14 protein-coding genes are annotated in these 13,735 nt (G+C 65.4%); 8 read left to right on the top strand and 6 right to left on the bottom strand.

The features are described 5' to 3' along the window. Positions 1–129 precede the first annotated feature (129 nt). Genes K7G82_RS02365 through K7G82_RS02375 form a run of 3 tightly spaced genes read right to left on the bottom strand, consistent with a single transcriptional unit; the run spans position 130 to position 2,670 of the window. Positions 130–1,365, bottom strand: a complete 1,236-nt coding sequence (locus tag K7G82_RS02365; RefSeq protein WP_222988204.1) for a dihydroorotase — start codon at positions 1,363–1,365, stop codon at positions 130–132. Beyond that, positions 1,362–2,351 carry an aspartate carbamoyltransferase catalytic subunit gene (locus tag K7G82_RS02370; RefSeq protein ID WP_222988205.1) on the bottom strand — a complete coding sequence of 330 codons (990 nt, stop codon included), beginning with the start codon at positions 2,349–2,351 and terminating at the stop codon, positions 1,362–1,364. Before K7G82_RS02370 ends, K7G82_RS02365 begins: the two co-directional genes overlap by 4 nt. A gap of 34 nt (positions 2,352–2,385) precedes the next feature. Beyond that, positions 2,386–2,670: a DUF1294 domain-containing protein gene (locus K7G82_RS02375; RefSeq protein ID WP_222988206.1), complete on the bottom strand. Its 285-nt coding sequence runs from the start codon at positions 2,668–2,670 to the stop codon at positions 2,386–2,388. A gap of 123 nt (positions 2,671–2,793) precedes the next feature. On the opposite strand from K7G82_RS02375, the gene K7G82_RS02380 reads away from it, so the two are divergent. Next, the gene (locus tag K7G82_RS02380) at positions 2,794–3,036 is read left to right on the top strand and encodes a DUF6894 family protein (protein WP_222988207.1); all 243 of its coding nucleotides are present in this window, start codon (positions 2,794–2,796) and stop codon (positions 3,034–3,036) included. Positions 3,037–3,042: 6 nt separating this feature from the next. Here K7G82_RS02380 and ruvX read toward each other — a convergent pair whose 3' ends face one another. Together ruvX and K7G82_RS02390 are read right to left on the bottom strand one after the other, a co-directional pair. After that, positions 3,043–3,519: a Holliday junction resolvase RuvX gene (ruvX, locus tag K7G82_RS02385; RefSeq protein ID WP_222988208.1), complete on the bottom strand. Its 477-nt coding sequence runs from the start codon at positions 3,517–3,519 to the stop codon at positions 3,043–3,045. Next, positions 3,516–4,625, bottom strand: a complete 1,110-nt coding sequence (locus K7G82_RS02390) for a DUF3089 domain-containing protein (RefSeq protein WP_222988209.1) — start codon at positions 4,623–4,625, stop codon at positions 3,516–3,518. Before K7G82_RS02390 ends, ruvX begins: the two co-directional genes overlap by 4 nt. A gap of 174 nt (positions 4,626–4,799) precedes the next feature. On the opposite strand from K7G82_RS02390, the gene K7G82_RS02395 reads away from it, so the two are divergent. From K7G82_RS02395 to K7G82_RS02420, 6 genes are all read left to right on the top strand, one after another. Beyond that, the gene (locus tag K7G82_RS02395; protein WP_222988210.1) at positions 4,800–6,542 is read left to right on the top strand and encodes a DUF4153 domain-containing protein; all 1,743 of its coding nucleotides are present in this window, start codon (positions 4,800–4,802) and stop codon (positions 6,540–6,542) included. A 77-nt stretch (positions 6,543–6,619) separates the two neighbouring features. Beyond that, positions 6,620–6,907 (top strand): Asp-tRNA(Asn)/Glu-tRNA(Gln) amidotransferase subunit GatC, encoded by a 288-nt coding sequence (gene gatC / locus K7G82_RS02400; RefSeq protein ID WP_222988211.1) that lies wholly within the window; start codon positions 6,620–6,622, stop codon positions 6,905–6,907. Then, on the top strand, positions 6,907–8,388 hold the full coding sequence (gatA, locus tag K7G82_RS02405; protein ID WP_222988212.1) for an Asp-tRNA(Asn)/Glu-tRNA(Gln) amidotransferase subunit GatA: 1,482 nt from the start codon (positions 6,907–6,909) through the stop codon (positions 8,386–8,388). Before gatC ends, gatA begins: the two co-directional genes overlap by 1 nt. Positions 8,389–8,494: 106 nt before the next feature. After that, the gene (gene gatB, locus K7G82_RS02410; RefSeq protein ID WP_222988213.1) at positions 8,495–9,979 is read left to right on the top strand and encodes an Asp-tRNA(Asn)/Glu-tRNA(Gln) amidotransferase subunit GatB; all 1,485 of its coding nucleotides are present in this window, start codon (positions 8,495–8,497) and stop codon (positions 9,977–9,979) included. Positions 9,980–10,023: 44 nt separating this feature from the next. After that, positions 10,024–10,707 carry a hypothetical protein gene (locus K7G82_RS02415; RefSeq protein WP_222988214.1) on the top strand — a complete coding sequence of 228 codons (684 nt, stop codon included), beginning with the start codon at positions 10,024–10,026 and terminating at the stop codon, positions 10,705–10,707. Beyond that, positions 10,704–11,579: a hypothetical protein gene (locus tag K7G82_RS02420; protein WP_222988215.1), complete on the top strand. Its 876-nt coding sequence runs from the start codon at positions 10,704–10,706 to the stop codon at positions 11,577–11,579. Before K7G82_RS02415 ends, K7G82_RS02420 begins: the two co-directional genes overlap by 4 nt. Positions 11,580–11,779: 200 nt before the next feature. Here the strand turns inward: K7G82_RS02420 and K7G82_RS02425 are convergent, their stop codons facing one another. After that, positions 11,780–12,025 (bottom strand): hypothetical protein, encoded by a 246-nt coding sequence (locus K7G82_RS02425; protein ID WP_222988216.1) that lies wholly within the window; start codon positions 12,023–12,025, stop codon positions 11,780–11,782. A gap of 101 nt (positions 12,026–12,126) precedes the next feature. Here K7G82_RS02425 and K7G82_RS02430 point away from each other — a divergent pair, with 101 nt between their 5' ends. Continuing rightward, positions 12,127–13,722, top strand: a complete 1,596-nt coding sequence (locus tag K7G82_RS02430; protein ID WP_222988217.1) for a long-chain fatty acid--CoA ligase — start codon at positions 12,127–12,129, stop codon at positions 13,720–13,722. Positions 13,723–13,735: the final 13 nt, after the last annotated feature.

Below are 13,735 nucleotides of genomic sequence, written 5' to 3' on the forward strand. Positions count from 1 at the left end.
TCTGGAGCGATTTCCAGTCGGACGGAATCATCTGACTGGAAATCGCGGTTCGACAAAGACTTGGAGCGGCTGATCTGCTTCAATCAGATCGCAAACCGCTCTTGTCCGTTCCCGGACGTGACGGGGCGGTCAGCCGATAGGCTGGCCACCCTTGATCATCAGGGCGACCCGACCCTGGACGGGCATGCCGTCGAACGGCGTGTTGCCGGCGCGCGCGGCCATGCGGGCGGTATCGATCCGCCAGGGTGTATCCGGCTCGACCAGGATGAGATCGGCGGGCGCGCCGGCGGCGATGATGCCGGTCTCCAGACCCAGGATGCGTGCGGGGTTGGCCGCCAGCATCTCGAACAGGCGGGGCAGGGAGATATGGTCGTCGCGGACCAGACCGAGACCCAGTGCGAGCAGCGTTTCCGCCCCCGCCATGCCCGGCGCGGCATCCGCGAAGGGCAGGCGCTTGTCCTCCGGCCCGCGCGGATCGTGGCCTGAGCACAATATGTCGATCGTGCCGTCGGCAAGCGCCGCGAGCGCCGCCTGGCGGTCGCTTTCCGCGCGGAGCGGGGGAGAAAGCCGGGCGAAGGTCCGAAAATCGGAAACCGCATTGTCGGACAGGTAAAGATGCGCCGGCGTGATACCGCAGGTGACCGGCAAGCCCCTGGCCTTGGCTGCGCGGACCAGCGCGAAACCGGCCGCCGTTGTCACCTGGCGGAAATGGATCGCCGCGCCGGTCTGTTCGACCAGTGCGAGATCGCGCGCGATCGCCATCGCTTCGGCGACCGCCGGTGCGCTGGCGAGACCCAGCCGGGTCGCGGTTTCCCCGGCCGTTGCGACGGCGTTGCCGGTCAGGCCGCGATCCTCTGCATGGACGATCACGGTCAGGCCGAGCGGCGCCGCATAGGCGAGGACGCGGTGCATCACGCCCGAATCGGCGATCCAGTCCCGGCCGGTGGCGACGGCAAGCGCACCGCTGTCGCGCATGGTCGCGAATTCGGCGAGGTCGAGCCCGGCCAGCCCGCGCGTGGCTGCAGCGATGGGGTGGACCCAGAGGTCGGGCTTGCCGCTGTCGGCCGCGCGCTGGATCAGGCCGGGATCGTCGAGCGGACGCGATTGATCGGGCATCAGCGCGGCGCGCACGATTCCGCCAGCGCGGAACGCCGGCTTGTCGATCGCGAACACGCCCAGATCGACGATGCCGGGGGCGATCAGCGCGCCCTTCGCATCGATCACCGCCGTATCGGCGGGAATATCGATCGCGCCAACGGCCTCGATCGTGTCGCCGCGCATCAGCACGGCCTGGCCGTCCGCGCCGTTGACGACTGCGCGCAGGCTGTTGGCCATCTTGCCTTCCCTGGTCGAAGCGTTGTTCATGCCCAACCCTCCACGCCGCGCCGGCGGCGGGTCAGCACGTCGAGGCAGGCCATGCGCACCGCCACGCCCATTTCGACCTGTTCGGTGATCGCGGAACGGACGGGATCGTCGGCGACGTTGCTGTCGATTTCGATGCCGCGGTTCATCGGTCCGGGATGCATCACCAGCGCATCGGGGGCCGCGCGTTCCAGCCGCTCGGCCGTGAGCCCGTACAGCGCGTGATATTCGCGTGGCGAGGGGATGAAGCCGCCCGCCATGCGCTCATTCTGCAGGCGCAGCATCATCACGACATCCGCGCCTTCGATGCCCGCATCGAAATCGGTGAAGGGCGTGACGCCCATCCGCTCGATCGCCGGCGGCATCAGCGTGGGCGGTGCGATCACGCGCACTTCGGCGGCGAGCGCGGTCAACGCCAGGATGTTCGAACGGGCAACGCGGCTGTGGAGCAGGTCTCCGCAGATCGCGACGCGCAGATTGGCGATCCGCCCCTTGCGGCGGCGGATGGTGAGCGCGTCGAGCAGTGCCTGGGTCGGATGCTCGTGCCAGCCGTCACCGGCATTGAGCACCGGGCAATCGACCTTGTCGGCGATCAACTGGACCGCGCCCGAACTGGAATGGCGGATGACGATGATATCGGCGCGCATCGCGTTCAGCGTCATCGCCGTATCGATCAGCGTTTCGCCCTTCTTCACGCTCGACTGGGCGGCATGCATGTTCACCACGTCGGCGCCGAGCCTTTTGCCGGCGATCTCGAAGCTCAGCAGCGTCCGCGTGGAGTTTTCGAAAAAGGCGTTGATCAGCGTCAGGCCCGCCAACCGGTCGTCATGCTTCGATGCGCGCCGGTTGAGATCGACCCATTGCTCGGCCTCGTCGAGGAGGAAAGCGATCTCATGCGGCTGAAGGCCTGAAATACCGGTGAGATGCCTGTGCGGAAATTGCGCCGCACCGGTCAGGCCGGTGGGCGGAAAGGATGTGGAGATCGACATTAAAGGCCGCGATTAGGCGGATTGCGGGGGGAGTTCAAGGCGCTCCCGCATATGTATCGAGAAGTACCGCGGCAATGCCGGCCTGGACCAGCGCGATCAGGTGCAGCTTCATGGAAAAGCTGGTCTTTTTCGTCTTGTGACGAAACCGGGCGCGACCGGCATAGGCGCCGATCGTTCCCCCGATCATCGCGGTGAGGAGCAGCGTCGATTCGGGAATACGCCGTTGGCCGGTCTGAGCGCGGGCCTTGTCCACGCCGAACTGGGCGTATGCGAACAGGTTGATCAGCGCCAGGGCGGCAACAAGAGCAATCAGCGCCATATCGGATCGATCGGGCTTTGCGGGCGCGCCGGTCCACGTCTAAGAGCGCAGCCACGCCCGGCAGGCGGCCTGTTCAGGTCCCGCGGGCGAGCGTGAATCGGTTCATCATCGTTCGGGGTTCGCATGGCTCGATATTTCTTCAATCTCTACGAATGCGGCGCGCTGACGCCTGACGAGGAAGGCGAGGAATTCGACGACCTCGACGCCGTTCGCGACACCGCGGTGCGGCTGGCGCGCGGCATCATGGCGGGGGAGATCACGGCCGGGCGACTGTGCCTGCTTTGCCGGATCGAGGTGGTCGACGAACAAGGCGCGGTGGTGATGGAGGTGCCGTTCAGGGATACGGTGGTGGTCACCGGCCTCTGACCGATCTCAGATCAACGATCCGCCGCCGCTCGCCAGTCCGTCGATCGCGCCTTGCAGGATATGGGCGGCCGCCAGCGTGTCGACGCGTTCGGCGCGTTTCGCGCGGCTGAGATCCGCTTCGATCATGGCGCGCTCCACCGCCTGGGTGGACCAGCGCTCGTCCCACAGCAGGATCGGCAGGCCGAGATCGTCGATATTGCGCGCGAAGGCACGCGTCGACTGGCTGCGCGGGCTTTCGCTGCCGTCGAGGTTGAGCGGCAGGCCGAGCACGATACCGGCCACGTGCTGATCCGCGATCAGCCTGGCGAGCGCGGCCTTGTCGGCCGAGAATTTGGTGCGCCGGATCGTGCCCGACGGGCTGGCGAAGCTCCATCCCGCGTCGCACAGCGCGGTGCCGATCGTCTTCGTGCCCAGGTCGAGCCCGATCAGCCGGCCGCCATCGGGCAGGGCGTCATGGAACGTGCGCGAATCGGCGGTGATCATGGCGCCTTGTACGCCGCCAGCCGCCGCACCGCATCGGCGCGGACATTCGCCCAGAACAGGCTGTAGTCATAGACATGGTAATTATTGCCCGGCAGCACATAGGGGCCCATCGCGGGCGGATCGCCGATCAGCAGGAAACCGCGCGCGTCACAGCGCGCGGGCACTGCGCCGGGGGTGAGCGTCGCGGTCTTGAGGTCGGCCGAGGGCACCAGCGTGCCGAGATTGGCGGTCATCGGCGCCGTGCCGCCGGCCATGCCGGTCAGCGGGTTGGTGCAGACCATCGGCGTATCCTTGCGTGGCTTGCCGTCGAAGCCGGTCGAGCCGTCATAGGTTTCGAGCACGGCTTCGGGCTCGGCAGGCTCGGCGAAGCTTTGCCAACTCAGCAGGCAGCCCGTCTGATCGGCCGCCGTGCATTCGGGCATGGCCAATGCCGGCAGGTCGGTGGTGCGGGACACCGGCCAGCCAACGACATAGGCGGCGACGATCCGCGCCGCGAGCGGCTTGCCGGCAACGCGTTCGCGCAGCAGGCGGGTCAGATGCAGCGCACCCTGGCTATGTCCGGCCAGGATGATCGGCTGGTCGGCGGGAATGGACCCGATGAAATGATCGAAGGCGGCCAGAACATCGCCATAAGCGAGCGCCAGTGCCTTGTCCGCTTCCGCCTGGCCGGTCAGGAACGCGCCGAACGTGGCCTGGCGATAGCGAGGCGCCCAGATCGCGCCCGCTTCGTTGAAGGCGCTGGCCTGTCCGCGCAGGAACAGGGCGGCGCGGTCATTGGCCTCGGCATCGTCGAGCGGCGCGTTCCATGCGGCGCGGTTCAGATAGGATGTCGGATGGATGAAGAAGACTGCGGCGCGGGGCGCGGGGGCGGGCGCAAGGCCCTGGGGTGCCCACAGGGCGGGGTTGCCCTGCGTGATGTCCGGCCGGGCCAGCCATAGCTTGCGATCGGCATAGGCGCCGGCATCGGTTGCGGGCAGCGCCTTGAACTGCGCGCTCGGCACCATCGCGGTGCGCATCATCTGCACGCCGAACAGGCGATAGGCGAAGGTGGCGGCGATCGCGAGCACGATCAGGGTCGCAAACACATAAAGGAATTTCCGGGCCAAACGGGATCTCCATTGTGCAGTGCAACATAGATTGCGCCGCCGGGCAATGCGATTTCCCATAATGCTGGATGCGAAGGATGCAATCACGCCGGGCTGCACCGATCGCTCACCGAAAATCCATGACGCATTCCGCGCCTGCCGGGTTAGGCTTCGCGCAGATTGGGAGAGTCCGCGATGACCGAGGCGATCGAAAGGCGTGACGATTGGGCATGGCGGCCCTGGCTGCTGGCCGGGCTGGGTGGTATTGCCGGCCTGCTCGTTCATCTGATCATGGGTGAAGATCACGGCTTCGACGCGGTGGCGAGCTGGCAGCTCTCGGTCGCGATGTTCGTCATCGGGTTTGCGGTGCTGCTGGGCTACACGCTCGAACGTGTGCGCTGGCAATGGTCGCTGGTTTTCGCCGTGATCTCCGCGTTGATTCTCGCGGCGATCTGCCGGTGGAACGGAACACCCAATGATTGGAGCGCGGCGGAAAGCTGGCGGATGGTCTGCGCATTCCTGTCGGTCGCGATCGCGGCGCCCTTGTTCCAGACCGCGCGGGATCGGGGCGCCTGGCGCTTCCCCTATGCGGAGGTTCATGGCCATGCCTGGACCAATGTGGTGATCTGGTTCGCCTCCGCGGCGTTCGTGGGCGTCGTGTTCCTGCTGACATTGTTGTTGTCGGAGCTCTTCTCGTTGATCGGCATCCGCCTGATCCGCGATGCGCTCGACGCGCAATGGTTCGTGCTGTTGCTGATCGGCGTATCGCTGGGCGCCGCGGTCGGCGTGTTCCGCAAGCGCGACGGGATCACCCGCATGTTGCTCAAGGTGGTGGTCGCGCTGCTCGGCGTGCTTGCGCCGGTGATGGGGGCGGGGCTGCTGCTGTTCCTGGCGAGCCTGCCCTTCACCGGCCTTGCGGCCTTGTGGGACGCGACCAAGGCGACGACGCCGATCCTGCTTTCCTGCGTGGTCGGCGCGCTGGTTCTCGCCAATGTGGTGATCGGCGACAGCGATGAGGATGAGAACCGCTTTCCGCCGCTGCGCTGGGGCGCAATGGCGCTGGCGCTGACGATGCTGCCGCTTGCGGTGATCGCGGCGATCTCGACGGGCGCGCGCATCCGGCAATATGGCTTCACGCCCGATCGGCTCTGGGCGCTGACCTTCGTGATCGTCGCCTGCGCCTTCGGACTCGCCTATCTGGTCGCGCTGGTTCGCGGGCGGACGGATTGGGCGAAGCATGTCCGGCCTGCCAATCTCAGGCTTGCCTTCGGCCTGTGCGGGCTGGCGCTGTTCCTGGCGCTGCCGATCCTGAGCTTCAATGCGATCTCGACGCGCGATCAGGTCGCGCGGCTGGAGAGCGGGCGCATCGCGCCTGACAGGTTCGACTGGGCGGCGTTGCGCTTCGATTTCGGAGAGCCGGGCAAGGCGGCGATCACCCGTTTGACGAGCAACGGCAACACGGCAATTCGGGCCGGTGCGGTTCAGGCCCTGAAGGCGGAGGATCGTTGGGCGCTTTCTCGAGACCAGGAAAACAAGGTCAGGGCCGAGCGGGTGGCCCGCGAATTGCGCATCATTCCGGCGAAAGTGCCGCTACCCGGCGGACTTCTCGAATCCTTCGGCCGTTTTGATCGTTATGTCGATCAGGCTGACAAGCGGGCCTACGCCTTGTTCTACAAGCCCGGCGACACCGTGGCGATTCTCATATCCTATACTTGCGATGGATGCGTTCCCGATGTGGATGTCCGGCGTCTGTCTGCGAGCGGCAATTGGGAACAATTCTCTGTGCCCTATGGTCAGGGTGACATGTCGGGAGACGAACTGAAGGCGCGAAATCGACTGGCGGGGGAAGCGATTGCACATGGCACGATCGAGATCCGCAACGTCGAACGCCATCAGGTCTTCGTGAACGGGAATCCGGTTGGCGAAGTCTTCGAATAGCCTCTTCGCTTGATGCGGTGCGGCGCGGATGCTAGCCGCGCTTCGGATCGTCAGCCGATCCGAACATCAGGAACGCCATGTCAGTCGATATCCCAACCGTGAAGAAGATCGCGAGCCTCGCGCGCATCGCGATGACCGATCAGGAAGCGGAGGCGCTCGCGCCCGAGCTCAACAACATCCTGGGCTGGATCGAACAGCTCGGAGAGGTCGACACCGCGAATGTCGAGCCGATGACCGCTGTCATCCCCAATCATCTGCGCCTGCGCGAGGATATCGTGACCGACGGCAATGTCCGCGATCGCGTGCTCGCCAATGCGCCCCAGGCCGAACATGGCTTCTTCGCGGTTCCGAAGGTGATCGAATAATGGCCGAACTGACCGATCTTGGCATCGCGGCCATTCGTGACGGCGTGCGCGACGGCGAATTTTCCGCGCGCGAAGTGGCGCAGGCGTTCATCGACCGCGTTGCGGCTGCGAAAGCGCTCAACGCCTTTCTCGTCGAAACCCCCGATCACGCGCTGAAGGCGGCGGATGCCGCCGACGCGGCACGCGCTTCGGGCGATCTCAAGCCGATGTCCGGCGTGCCGATCGGCATGAAGGACCTGTTCTGTACCGAAGGCGTGCCGACCACGGCGGCGAGCGGCATCCTGGCGGGCTTCACGCCCACTTATGAATCGACGGTTTCCGCAAATCTGTGGGCGGCCGGCGCGGGCATGCTCGGCAAGCTCAATCTCGACCAGTTCGCGATGGGATCGTCGAACGAGACCAGCGCGTTCGGCAATGTCATCTCGCCCTGGCGGCGCAATGACGGCGGCAACGCGGCGCTCGCGCCCGGCGGCTCGTCGGGCGGCAGCTCCTCGGCGATCTCGGCGCGGCTCTGTCCGGCGGCGACGGGCACCGACACCGGCGGATCGATCCGCCAGCCTGCCGCATTCGTCGGCATCTCGGGCATCAAGCCCACCTATGGCCGTTGTTCGCGCTGGGGCGTCGTCGCCTTTGCCAGTTCGCTCGACCAGGCGGGCGCGATGGCGCACGACGTCACCGATTGCGCGATCATGCTGGGCGCGATGGCCGGTTTCGATCCCAAGGATTCGACGTCGCTCGACCTGCCCGTGCCCGATTGGGCGGGCAGCCTGTCGGGCAGCCTGAAGGGCAAGACCGTCGGTATTCCCAAGGAATATCGCGTCGACGGCATGCCCGCCGAGATCGAGATGCTGTGGGAACAGGGCATCGCGTGGCTCAAGGATGCCGGGGCCGAGGTGGTCGAGGTGTCGCTGCCGCACACCAGATATGCGCTGCCGGCCTATTACATCATCGCGCCGGCCGAAGCCTCGTCCAACCTCGCCCGCTATGACGGCGTGCGCTACGGCCTGCGCGACCTGCCCGATGGCGCGGGCCTGCAGGACATGTATGCCGCGACCCGTGCCGCCGGTTTCGGCCCGGAGGTAAAGCGCCGGATCATGATCGGCACCTATGTGCTTTCGGCCGGTTTCTACGACGCCTATTATAACCAGGCGCAGAAGGTCCGCGCCCTGATCGCGCGCGATTTCGAGGCGGCCTGGGAACGCTGCGACCTGCTGCTGACGCCGACCGCGCCTTCGGCCGCGTTCGCGCTGGGCGAGAAACAGGCCGATCCGCTGGCCATGTATCTCAACGACGTGTTCACCGTGCCGGCATCGCTGGCCGGATTGCCCGCCATGTCGGTGCCCGGTGGGCTCGATGCGCAGGGCCTGCCGCTTGGCCTGCAGATCATCGGCAAGCCGCTCGACGAGCAGGGCGTGCTCGATGCCGGCCTCGCGATCGAGCAGCGCGCGGGCTTCTCCGCGCGGCCGGAGCAATGGTGGTAAGCAGTCGCTTCCTCGATCTCGCCCCGGCGAAAGCCGGGGTCCATGGAATGTCGGGGACGGAAAAATCGCTTGGGCTCCAGCTTTCGCTGGAGCGACGGGAAAAGAAATGACCGAGAGCACATATCGAATCCAGGGCGCAACCGGCGAGTGGGAGGTCGTGATCGGCCTGGAGGTCCACGCCCAGGTCACCAGCCAGGCCAAGCTCTTCTCGGGCGCGGCGACCGCGTTCGGCGCGGAGCCCAATACGCAGGTGTCGCTGATCGACGCAGCGATGCCCGGCATGCTGCCGGTGCCCAACAAGGAGTGCATCCGTCAGGCGGTGCGCACCGGCATGGCGATCGAGGCGCAGATCAACAAATGGTCGCGGTTCGACCGCAAGAATTATTTCTATGCCGATCTGCCGCAGGGCTACCAGATCTCGCAGCTCTACCATCCACTGGTGGGCGAGGGCGCGATCGAGGTCACGCTCGACGAGAAGGATCCGGACAGCCCGACCAAGCGCATCGGCATCGAGCGCATCCATGTCGAGCAGGATGCCGGCAAGCTGATGCACGATCAGCATCCGACGCGCTCCTATGTCGATCTCAATCGCTCGGGCGTCGCGCTGATGGAGATCGTCTCGCGGCCGGACATGCGCTCGCCCGCCGAGGCCGGCGCGTACGTCAAGAAGCTGCGCTCGATCCTGCGCTATGTCGGCTCGTGCGACGGCAATATGGAAGAAGGCTCGATGCGCGCCGACGTCAACGTCTCGGTGCGCAAGCCGGGCGAACCGTTCGGCACGCGCACCGAGACCAAGAACGTCAACTCGGTCCGCTTCGTGATGGCGGTGGTCGAGATCGAGGCCAGGCGCCAGGTCGACGTGATCGAGGATGGCGGCAAGGTTGTGCAGGAAACGCGCCTTTACGATCCCGATCGCAACGAGACCCGCTCGATGCGCTCCAAGGAAGATGCGCATGATTATCGCTACTTCCCCGATCCGGACCTGTTGCCGCTCGAACTCGACGACGCGTTCCTCGAGGAATGCCGCGCCAGCCTGCCCGAATTGCCCGATGCCAAGCGCAAGCGCTACGAAGGCGAACTGGGCCTGACCGCTTACGCCGCCGCCGTGCTGACGGCCGAGGCGGAAACGGCGCGCTGGTACGAGGCGCTGCTCGACGCGTGCGGCGATGCCGGGATGGCGAAGGCAGCGTCGAACTGGCTGATCTCCGACCTGTTCGGCGCACTCAATCGACTGGGCAAGGATATCGACGACAGCCCGGTCTCGCCCAGACAGGGCGCCGAGCTGCTCAAGTTGGTGGCCGACGGCACGCTGTCGGGCAGCCTTGCCAAGCAGGTGTTCGAGATCATGCTCGAAACCGGTGACGATCCCGCGAAGATCGTCGAGGAAAAAGGCCTGAAGCAGACCAGCGACACCGGCGCGATCGAGGAAGTGATCGCCAAGGTTCTCGCCGACAATGCCGACAAGGTCGAACAGTATAAGGGCGGCAAGGAAGCCCTGTTCGGCTTCTTTGTCGGCCAGACGATGAAGGCGATGGCGGGCAAGGCCAATCCGCAGGTGGTGAACGAACTGCTCCGCAAGGCGCTGAGCTGAAAGGACGCCCCGGCCGGGGGCGGCGGGGAGAGGGGGGAGTGTCTATGCGATCGGTGATCGGCGCGTGCCTGTCGGCTGCGCTTGCATGTGGTTTCGCGCAGGATGCGCGCGCGCAGGATATTGCGGAGTCGGGCCCCGCCATGCCGGTCGCCGAAACGGTTGGCGCCACGGTTGCCGCCGGATCTGTTCAGGCACCGGTGATTCTGGCTGACAGCGCTTCGCCATTCGGAGCGGTGGCGCTGGCCGAGGGAGAGGCCGCAGGCATCACCATGCCTGAACTCGCCTTCGATCCGACGCCCGAGGATCAGCAGAATTTCGACAAATATTATTATTTCAATCGGCCGGACACCGATTTCGCGACCGCCTATGCCGATATCAGCGAATGCGACGGTTATGCGCGCGGATTGTCGAGCGGCATCGCCTATCAGCAGCCGCCCTATCCCTATGCCGGCACCATGGCTGGCGCCGTTGGCGGCCTGATCGGCAACGCCATTGCGGACGCCATCGCCGGATCTGCGGAAAAACGCCGAATGCGCCGGGTGAACATGCGTAAGTGCATGAATTTCAAGGGGTATGAGCGCTATGGCTTGTCCAAGGCGCGCTGGCAGCCCTTCAATTTCGAAGAGGGGCTGGCCAACGTGAAGGACGAGGAACGGCAGCGCTGCCTGAAACAGCAGGCGCTTGTCGCCTCTTCATACAAGCCGACCACGAAGGGGCTGGGGCTGTGATCCGCATCCTGACGCTGGGCGCGGTGGCGCTCTCGCTCGCCGCGGCTCCCCTGTCCGCGAAGAGCAAGGATGTCGTGTTCGTGACGAGCGCGGCGGTCAAGGACAAGCCTGTCGTGGCGCTGGACAAGGCGCAGGCCTATATCCTGATGCGATCGGATATGGCGACCACGCTTCAACTGATGAAGGTGCCCAGCGCGGAGGATCAGGCGGCCTATGATCAGATGCGCGCGGATGCGTTCGCCGAGGCGCGCGAGAAATATGTCAAGAAGCTTGCCAGCTACGAGCGGACGAAGAAGCTGGCCGACAGCCTGAAGAAGAAGGGGTCGGGCTCGACCGTGACGGTGCCCGAAAAGCCGATCGAACCGACCGAAACGAATTTCGAGTTTACGGCTTTCGGTCTGCTCAGCGGCGTGTCGATCGGTCCGATCAACCGCTTCGCCAAGCAGGAAGGCGGCGCTTCGGTTTATCTGCAGGCGGTGACACCCGGCGTCTACCGCATCTATGGGCCGATGTCGGTGGTTCCGAACGGTCCGGTGATGGGCACATGTCTGTGCATGGGAAGCGTCTCTTTCGAGGCACGCGCCGGCGAAATCGCCGATATGGGCACGCTGCTCGTCAAGCCGGAAGGCGTGGCGACGGAAGCCGAAGGCATCCGCTCGCTCAATTTTCAACTCGTGCCGGCCACCGCCGACATGGCGGTCGATGCGCGGCTGAAGGATGTGGCGATACGGCCGGCCGCTTATCGCCCCATCGGGAAGCTTCCCAATTATTACGGCATCGAAGTGGGCAGGATCGCCGCGATGCCGGGCGTTATCGGTTATGATCGGGATCGTATCGTCGATCTGACGGCCACGGGCGGCGCTCGGAACTGAGCGGCCGGAGCATTATGCGGCAAGATCCGCCCCTATGAAGGCGGGGGGAGGGGGACCGGTTCCCCGCATAAGATGATGCGATCGCAAATCATTGGATCAGGCTGCGCGCTTCAGGTTTCGCTCAGCCTGATCCAGCGCATCGCAAGACGGGGCATCGTGTGGACGGCAGGCGGCCAGGCGGACTGCGCGACCGTCATCCTTCAGGACAGTCGCGGATCGGCCCCCGGCGTCCCGGGGGCTTCCGCCGGCAAGGCATCCGGCGCATCGGTGTCGCCCTGATCGGGCGTGATTTCGTCAGGAGCCTCGGCCGGCGAACCCGGATCTTCCTGAGGCACTGAGTCCGGATGATCGATATCGCCTTGTCCGGGCGTGATCTCGTCCGGATTCCGCAAGGGCTCTTCGGGCAACGGGGCATCGGGATGCGGATCGGGTAGGGTGGTCGCCATCTCTGTCTCCTTGCCGGCCCAAACGCTTGAGGCCGCAAGATGCTTCCCGCGATCGTCGAAAATCGTGATAACGGGGCATGGAGAAGATTCGGGAGAGATAGATGCTCGGCGGAATGCAGGATTTCGAGCTGCGTGTGCCCCGGCTGATCGATCATGCCGCGCGCGAACACGGCACGCGCGAGATCGTCAGCTACTGGGCGGACGGCACGACGACGCGCAGCAATTGGGCCGGGATCGCGCATGATGCGCGGCGGCTGGCGCAGGCGCTCGAAAAGCTGGGCGTGAAGCGCGGTGATCGCGTTGGAACACTCGCGATGAACCATGGCCGACATCTGGCCGCCTGGTACGGCGTGATCGGGATGGGCGGCGTGATCCACACCGTCAATCCGCGCCTGTTCGACGAACAGCTCGTCTATATCTGCAATCACGCCGAGGATCGCGTTCTCCTCTACGACAAGGCCTTCCAGCCGATCGTCGACCGGCTGAAGCCGCAATGGACGAGCATCGAACATTATGTCTGCTTCGATTCGGACGGGGCCGACGGGTTCGAAGCGCTGATCGAGGAAGAGGATGGCGACTATGCCTGGGTCGAAGGCCCGGAACGCGAGCCGTGCATGCTCTGCTACACCAGCGGAACGACGGGCAATCCCAAGGGCGTGCTCTACGAACATCGCTCGACGATGATCCACGCGCTGGCGGAAGTATCGCCGTCGGTGTTCGATCTGGATCCGCGCTCCGTCGCCTTGCCGATCGTGCCGATGTTCCATGCCGCGGCCTGGGGCTTGCCGTTCGCGGGGGCGCTGGCGGGCATCAAGTTCGTCTTCTCGGCGGTCAATGACGCGGCGGTGCTCTGCCGGCTGATGAACGAGGAGAAGGTGACGCACTCGGCCGGCGTGCCGACGGTGTGGCTGGCCATGTTCCAGCATATCGACAGCACCGGGCACAGGCCGGAACATCTCCAGCTCGTTACGATCGGCGGATCGGCGGCGCCGCGCGCGATGATCGACCGGCTGATGAAGATGGGCATCCGTGTCGGCCATGCCTGGGGCATGACCGAGACCTCGCCGATCGGCACCATGGGCGCGCCGCCGCATGATTGGGACGATCTGAGCTTCGACGAGCAACTCGATCAGGTGTGCAAGCAGGGCAGGGTGCCCTTCGGCGTCGAACTGCGCGTGGTTGACGACGAAGGCGTCGTCCAGCCCCGCGATGGCGCCAGCTCGGGCCGGTTGCAGGTGCGTGGCCCCTGGATCATCAAGCGCTATTTCCAGGATGAGGGTGGCGATTGCGTCGATGCCGAAGGCTGGTTCGACACCGGCGACGTCGCGGTGATCCATCCCTGCGGCACGATGCAGATCACCGATCGCTCGAAGGACGTCATCAAGTCCGGCGGCGAGTGGATCAGTTCGGTCGAGCTCGAAAATGCGGCTGTCGGCTGCCCCGGCGTCCAGGAAGCCGCCGCGATCGGCATCTATCATCCGAAATGGGACGAGCGCCCGTTGCTGCTGATCGTGCGCAAGCCCGACAGCAATGTGACGGCTGAGCAGATTTTCGCCCATCTCTCCGGGCATGTCGCGAAATGGTGGCTTCCCGACGAAATCCTGTTCGTCGACAGCCTGCCGCATACGGCGACCGGCAAGCTGCTCAAGACCGCGCTGAGGGAACAGTATCGCGACTACAAGCTCGCCGCCGCCTGATGAAGGCAAGGTC

The sequence above is a fragment of the Sphingomonas colocasiae genome (assembly GCF_019880585.1).
Classification (GTDB): domain Bacteria; phylum Pseudomonadota; class Alphaproteobacteria; order Sphingomonadales; family Sphingomonadaceae; genus Sphingobium_A; species Sphingobium_A colocasiae.

Excerpts from the sequence above, each read along its gene's own strand:
- K7G82_RS02365 (WP_222988204.1), bottom strand. The coding sequence starts at position 1,365 with ATGAACAACGCTTCGACCAGGGAAGGCAAGATGGCCAACAGCCTGCGC.
- K7G82_RS02370 (WP_222988205.1), bottom strand. The coding sequence starts at position 2,351 with ATGTCGATCTCCACATCCTTTCCGCCCACCGGCCTGACCGGTGCGGCG.
- K7G82_RS02375 (WP_222988206.1), bottom strand. The coding sequence starts at position 2,670 with ATGGCGCTGATTGCTCTTGTTGCCGCCCTGGCGCTGATCAACCTGTTC.
- K7G82_RS02380 (WP_222988207.1), top strand. The coding sequence starts at position 2,794 with ATGGCTCGATATTTCTTCAATCTCTACGAATGCGGCGCGCTGACGCCT.
- ruvX (WP_222988208.1), bottom strand. The coding sequence starts at position 3,519 with ATGATCACCGCCGATTCGCGCACGTTCCATGACGCCCTGCCCGATGGC.
- K7G82_RS02395 (WP_222988210.1), top strand. The coding sequence starts at position 4,800 with ATGACCGAGGCGATCGAAAGGCGTGACGATTGGGCATGGCGGCCCTGG.
- gatC (WP_222988211.1), top strand. The coding sequence starts at position 6,620 with ATGTCAGTCGATATCCCAACCGTGAAGAAGATCGCGAGCCTCGCGCGC.
- gatA (WP_222988212.1), top strand. The coding sequence starts at position 6,907 with ATGGCCGAACTGACCGATCTTGGCATCGCGGCCATTCGTGACGGCGTG.
- gatB (WP_222988213.1), top strand. The coding sequence starts at position 8,495 with ATGACCGAGAGCACATATCGAATCCAGGGCGCAACCGGCGAGTGGGAG.
- K7G82_RS02415 (WP_222988214.1), top strand. The coding sequence starts at position 10,024 with ATGCGATCGGTGATCGGCGCGTGCCTGTCGGCTGCGCTTGCATGTGGT.
- K7G82_RS02425 (WP_222988216.1), bottom strand. The coding sequence starts at position 12,025 with ATGGCGACCACCCTACCCGATCCGCATCCCGATGCCCCGTTGCCCGAA.
- K7G82_RS02430 (WP_222988217.1), top strand. The coding sequence starts at position 12,127 with ATGCTCGGCGGAATGCAGGATTTCGAGCTGCGTGTGCCCCGGCTGATC.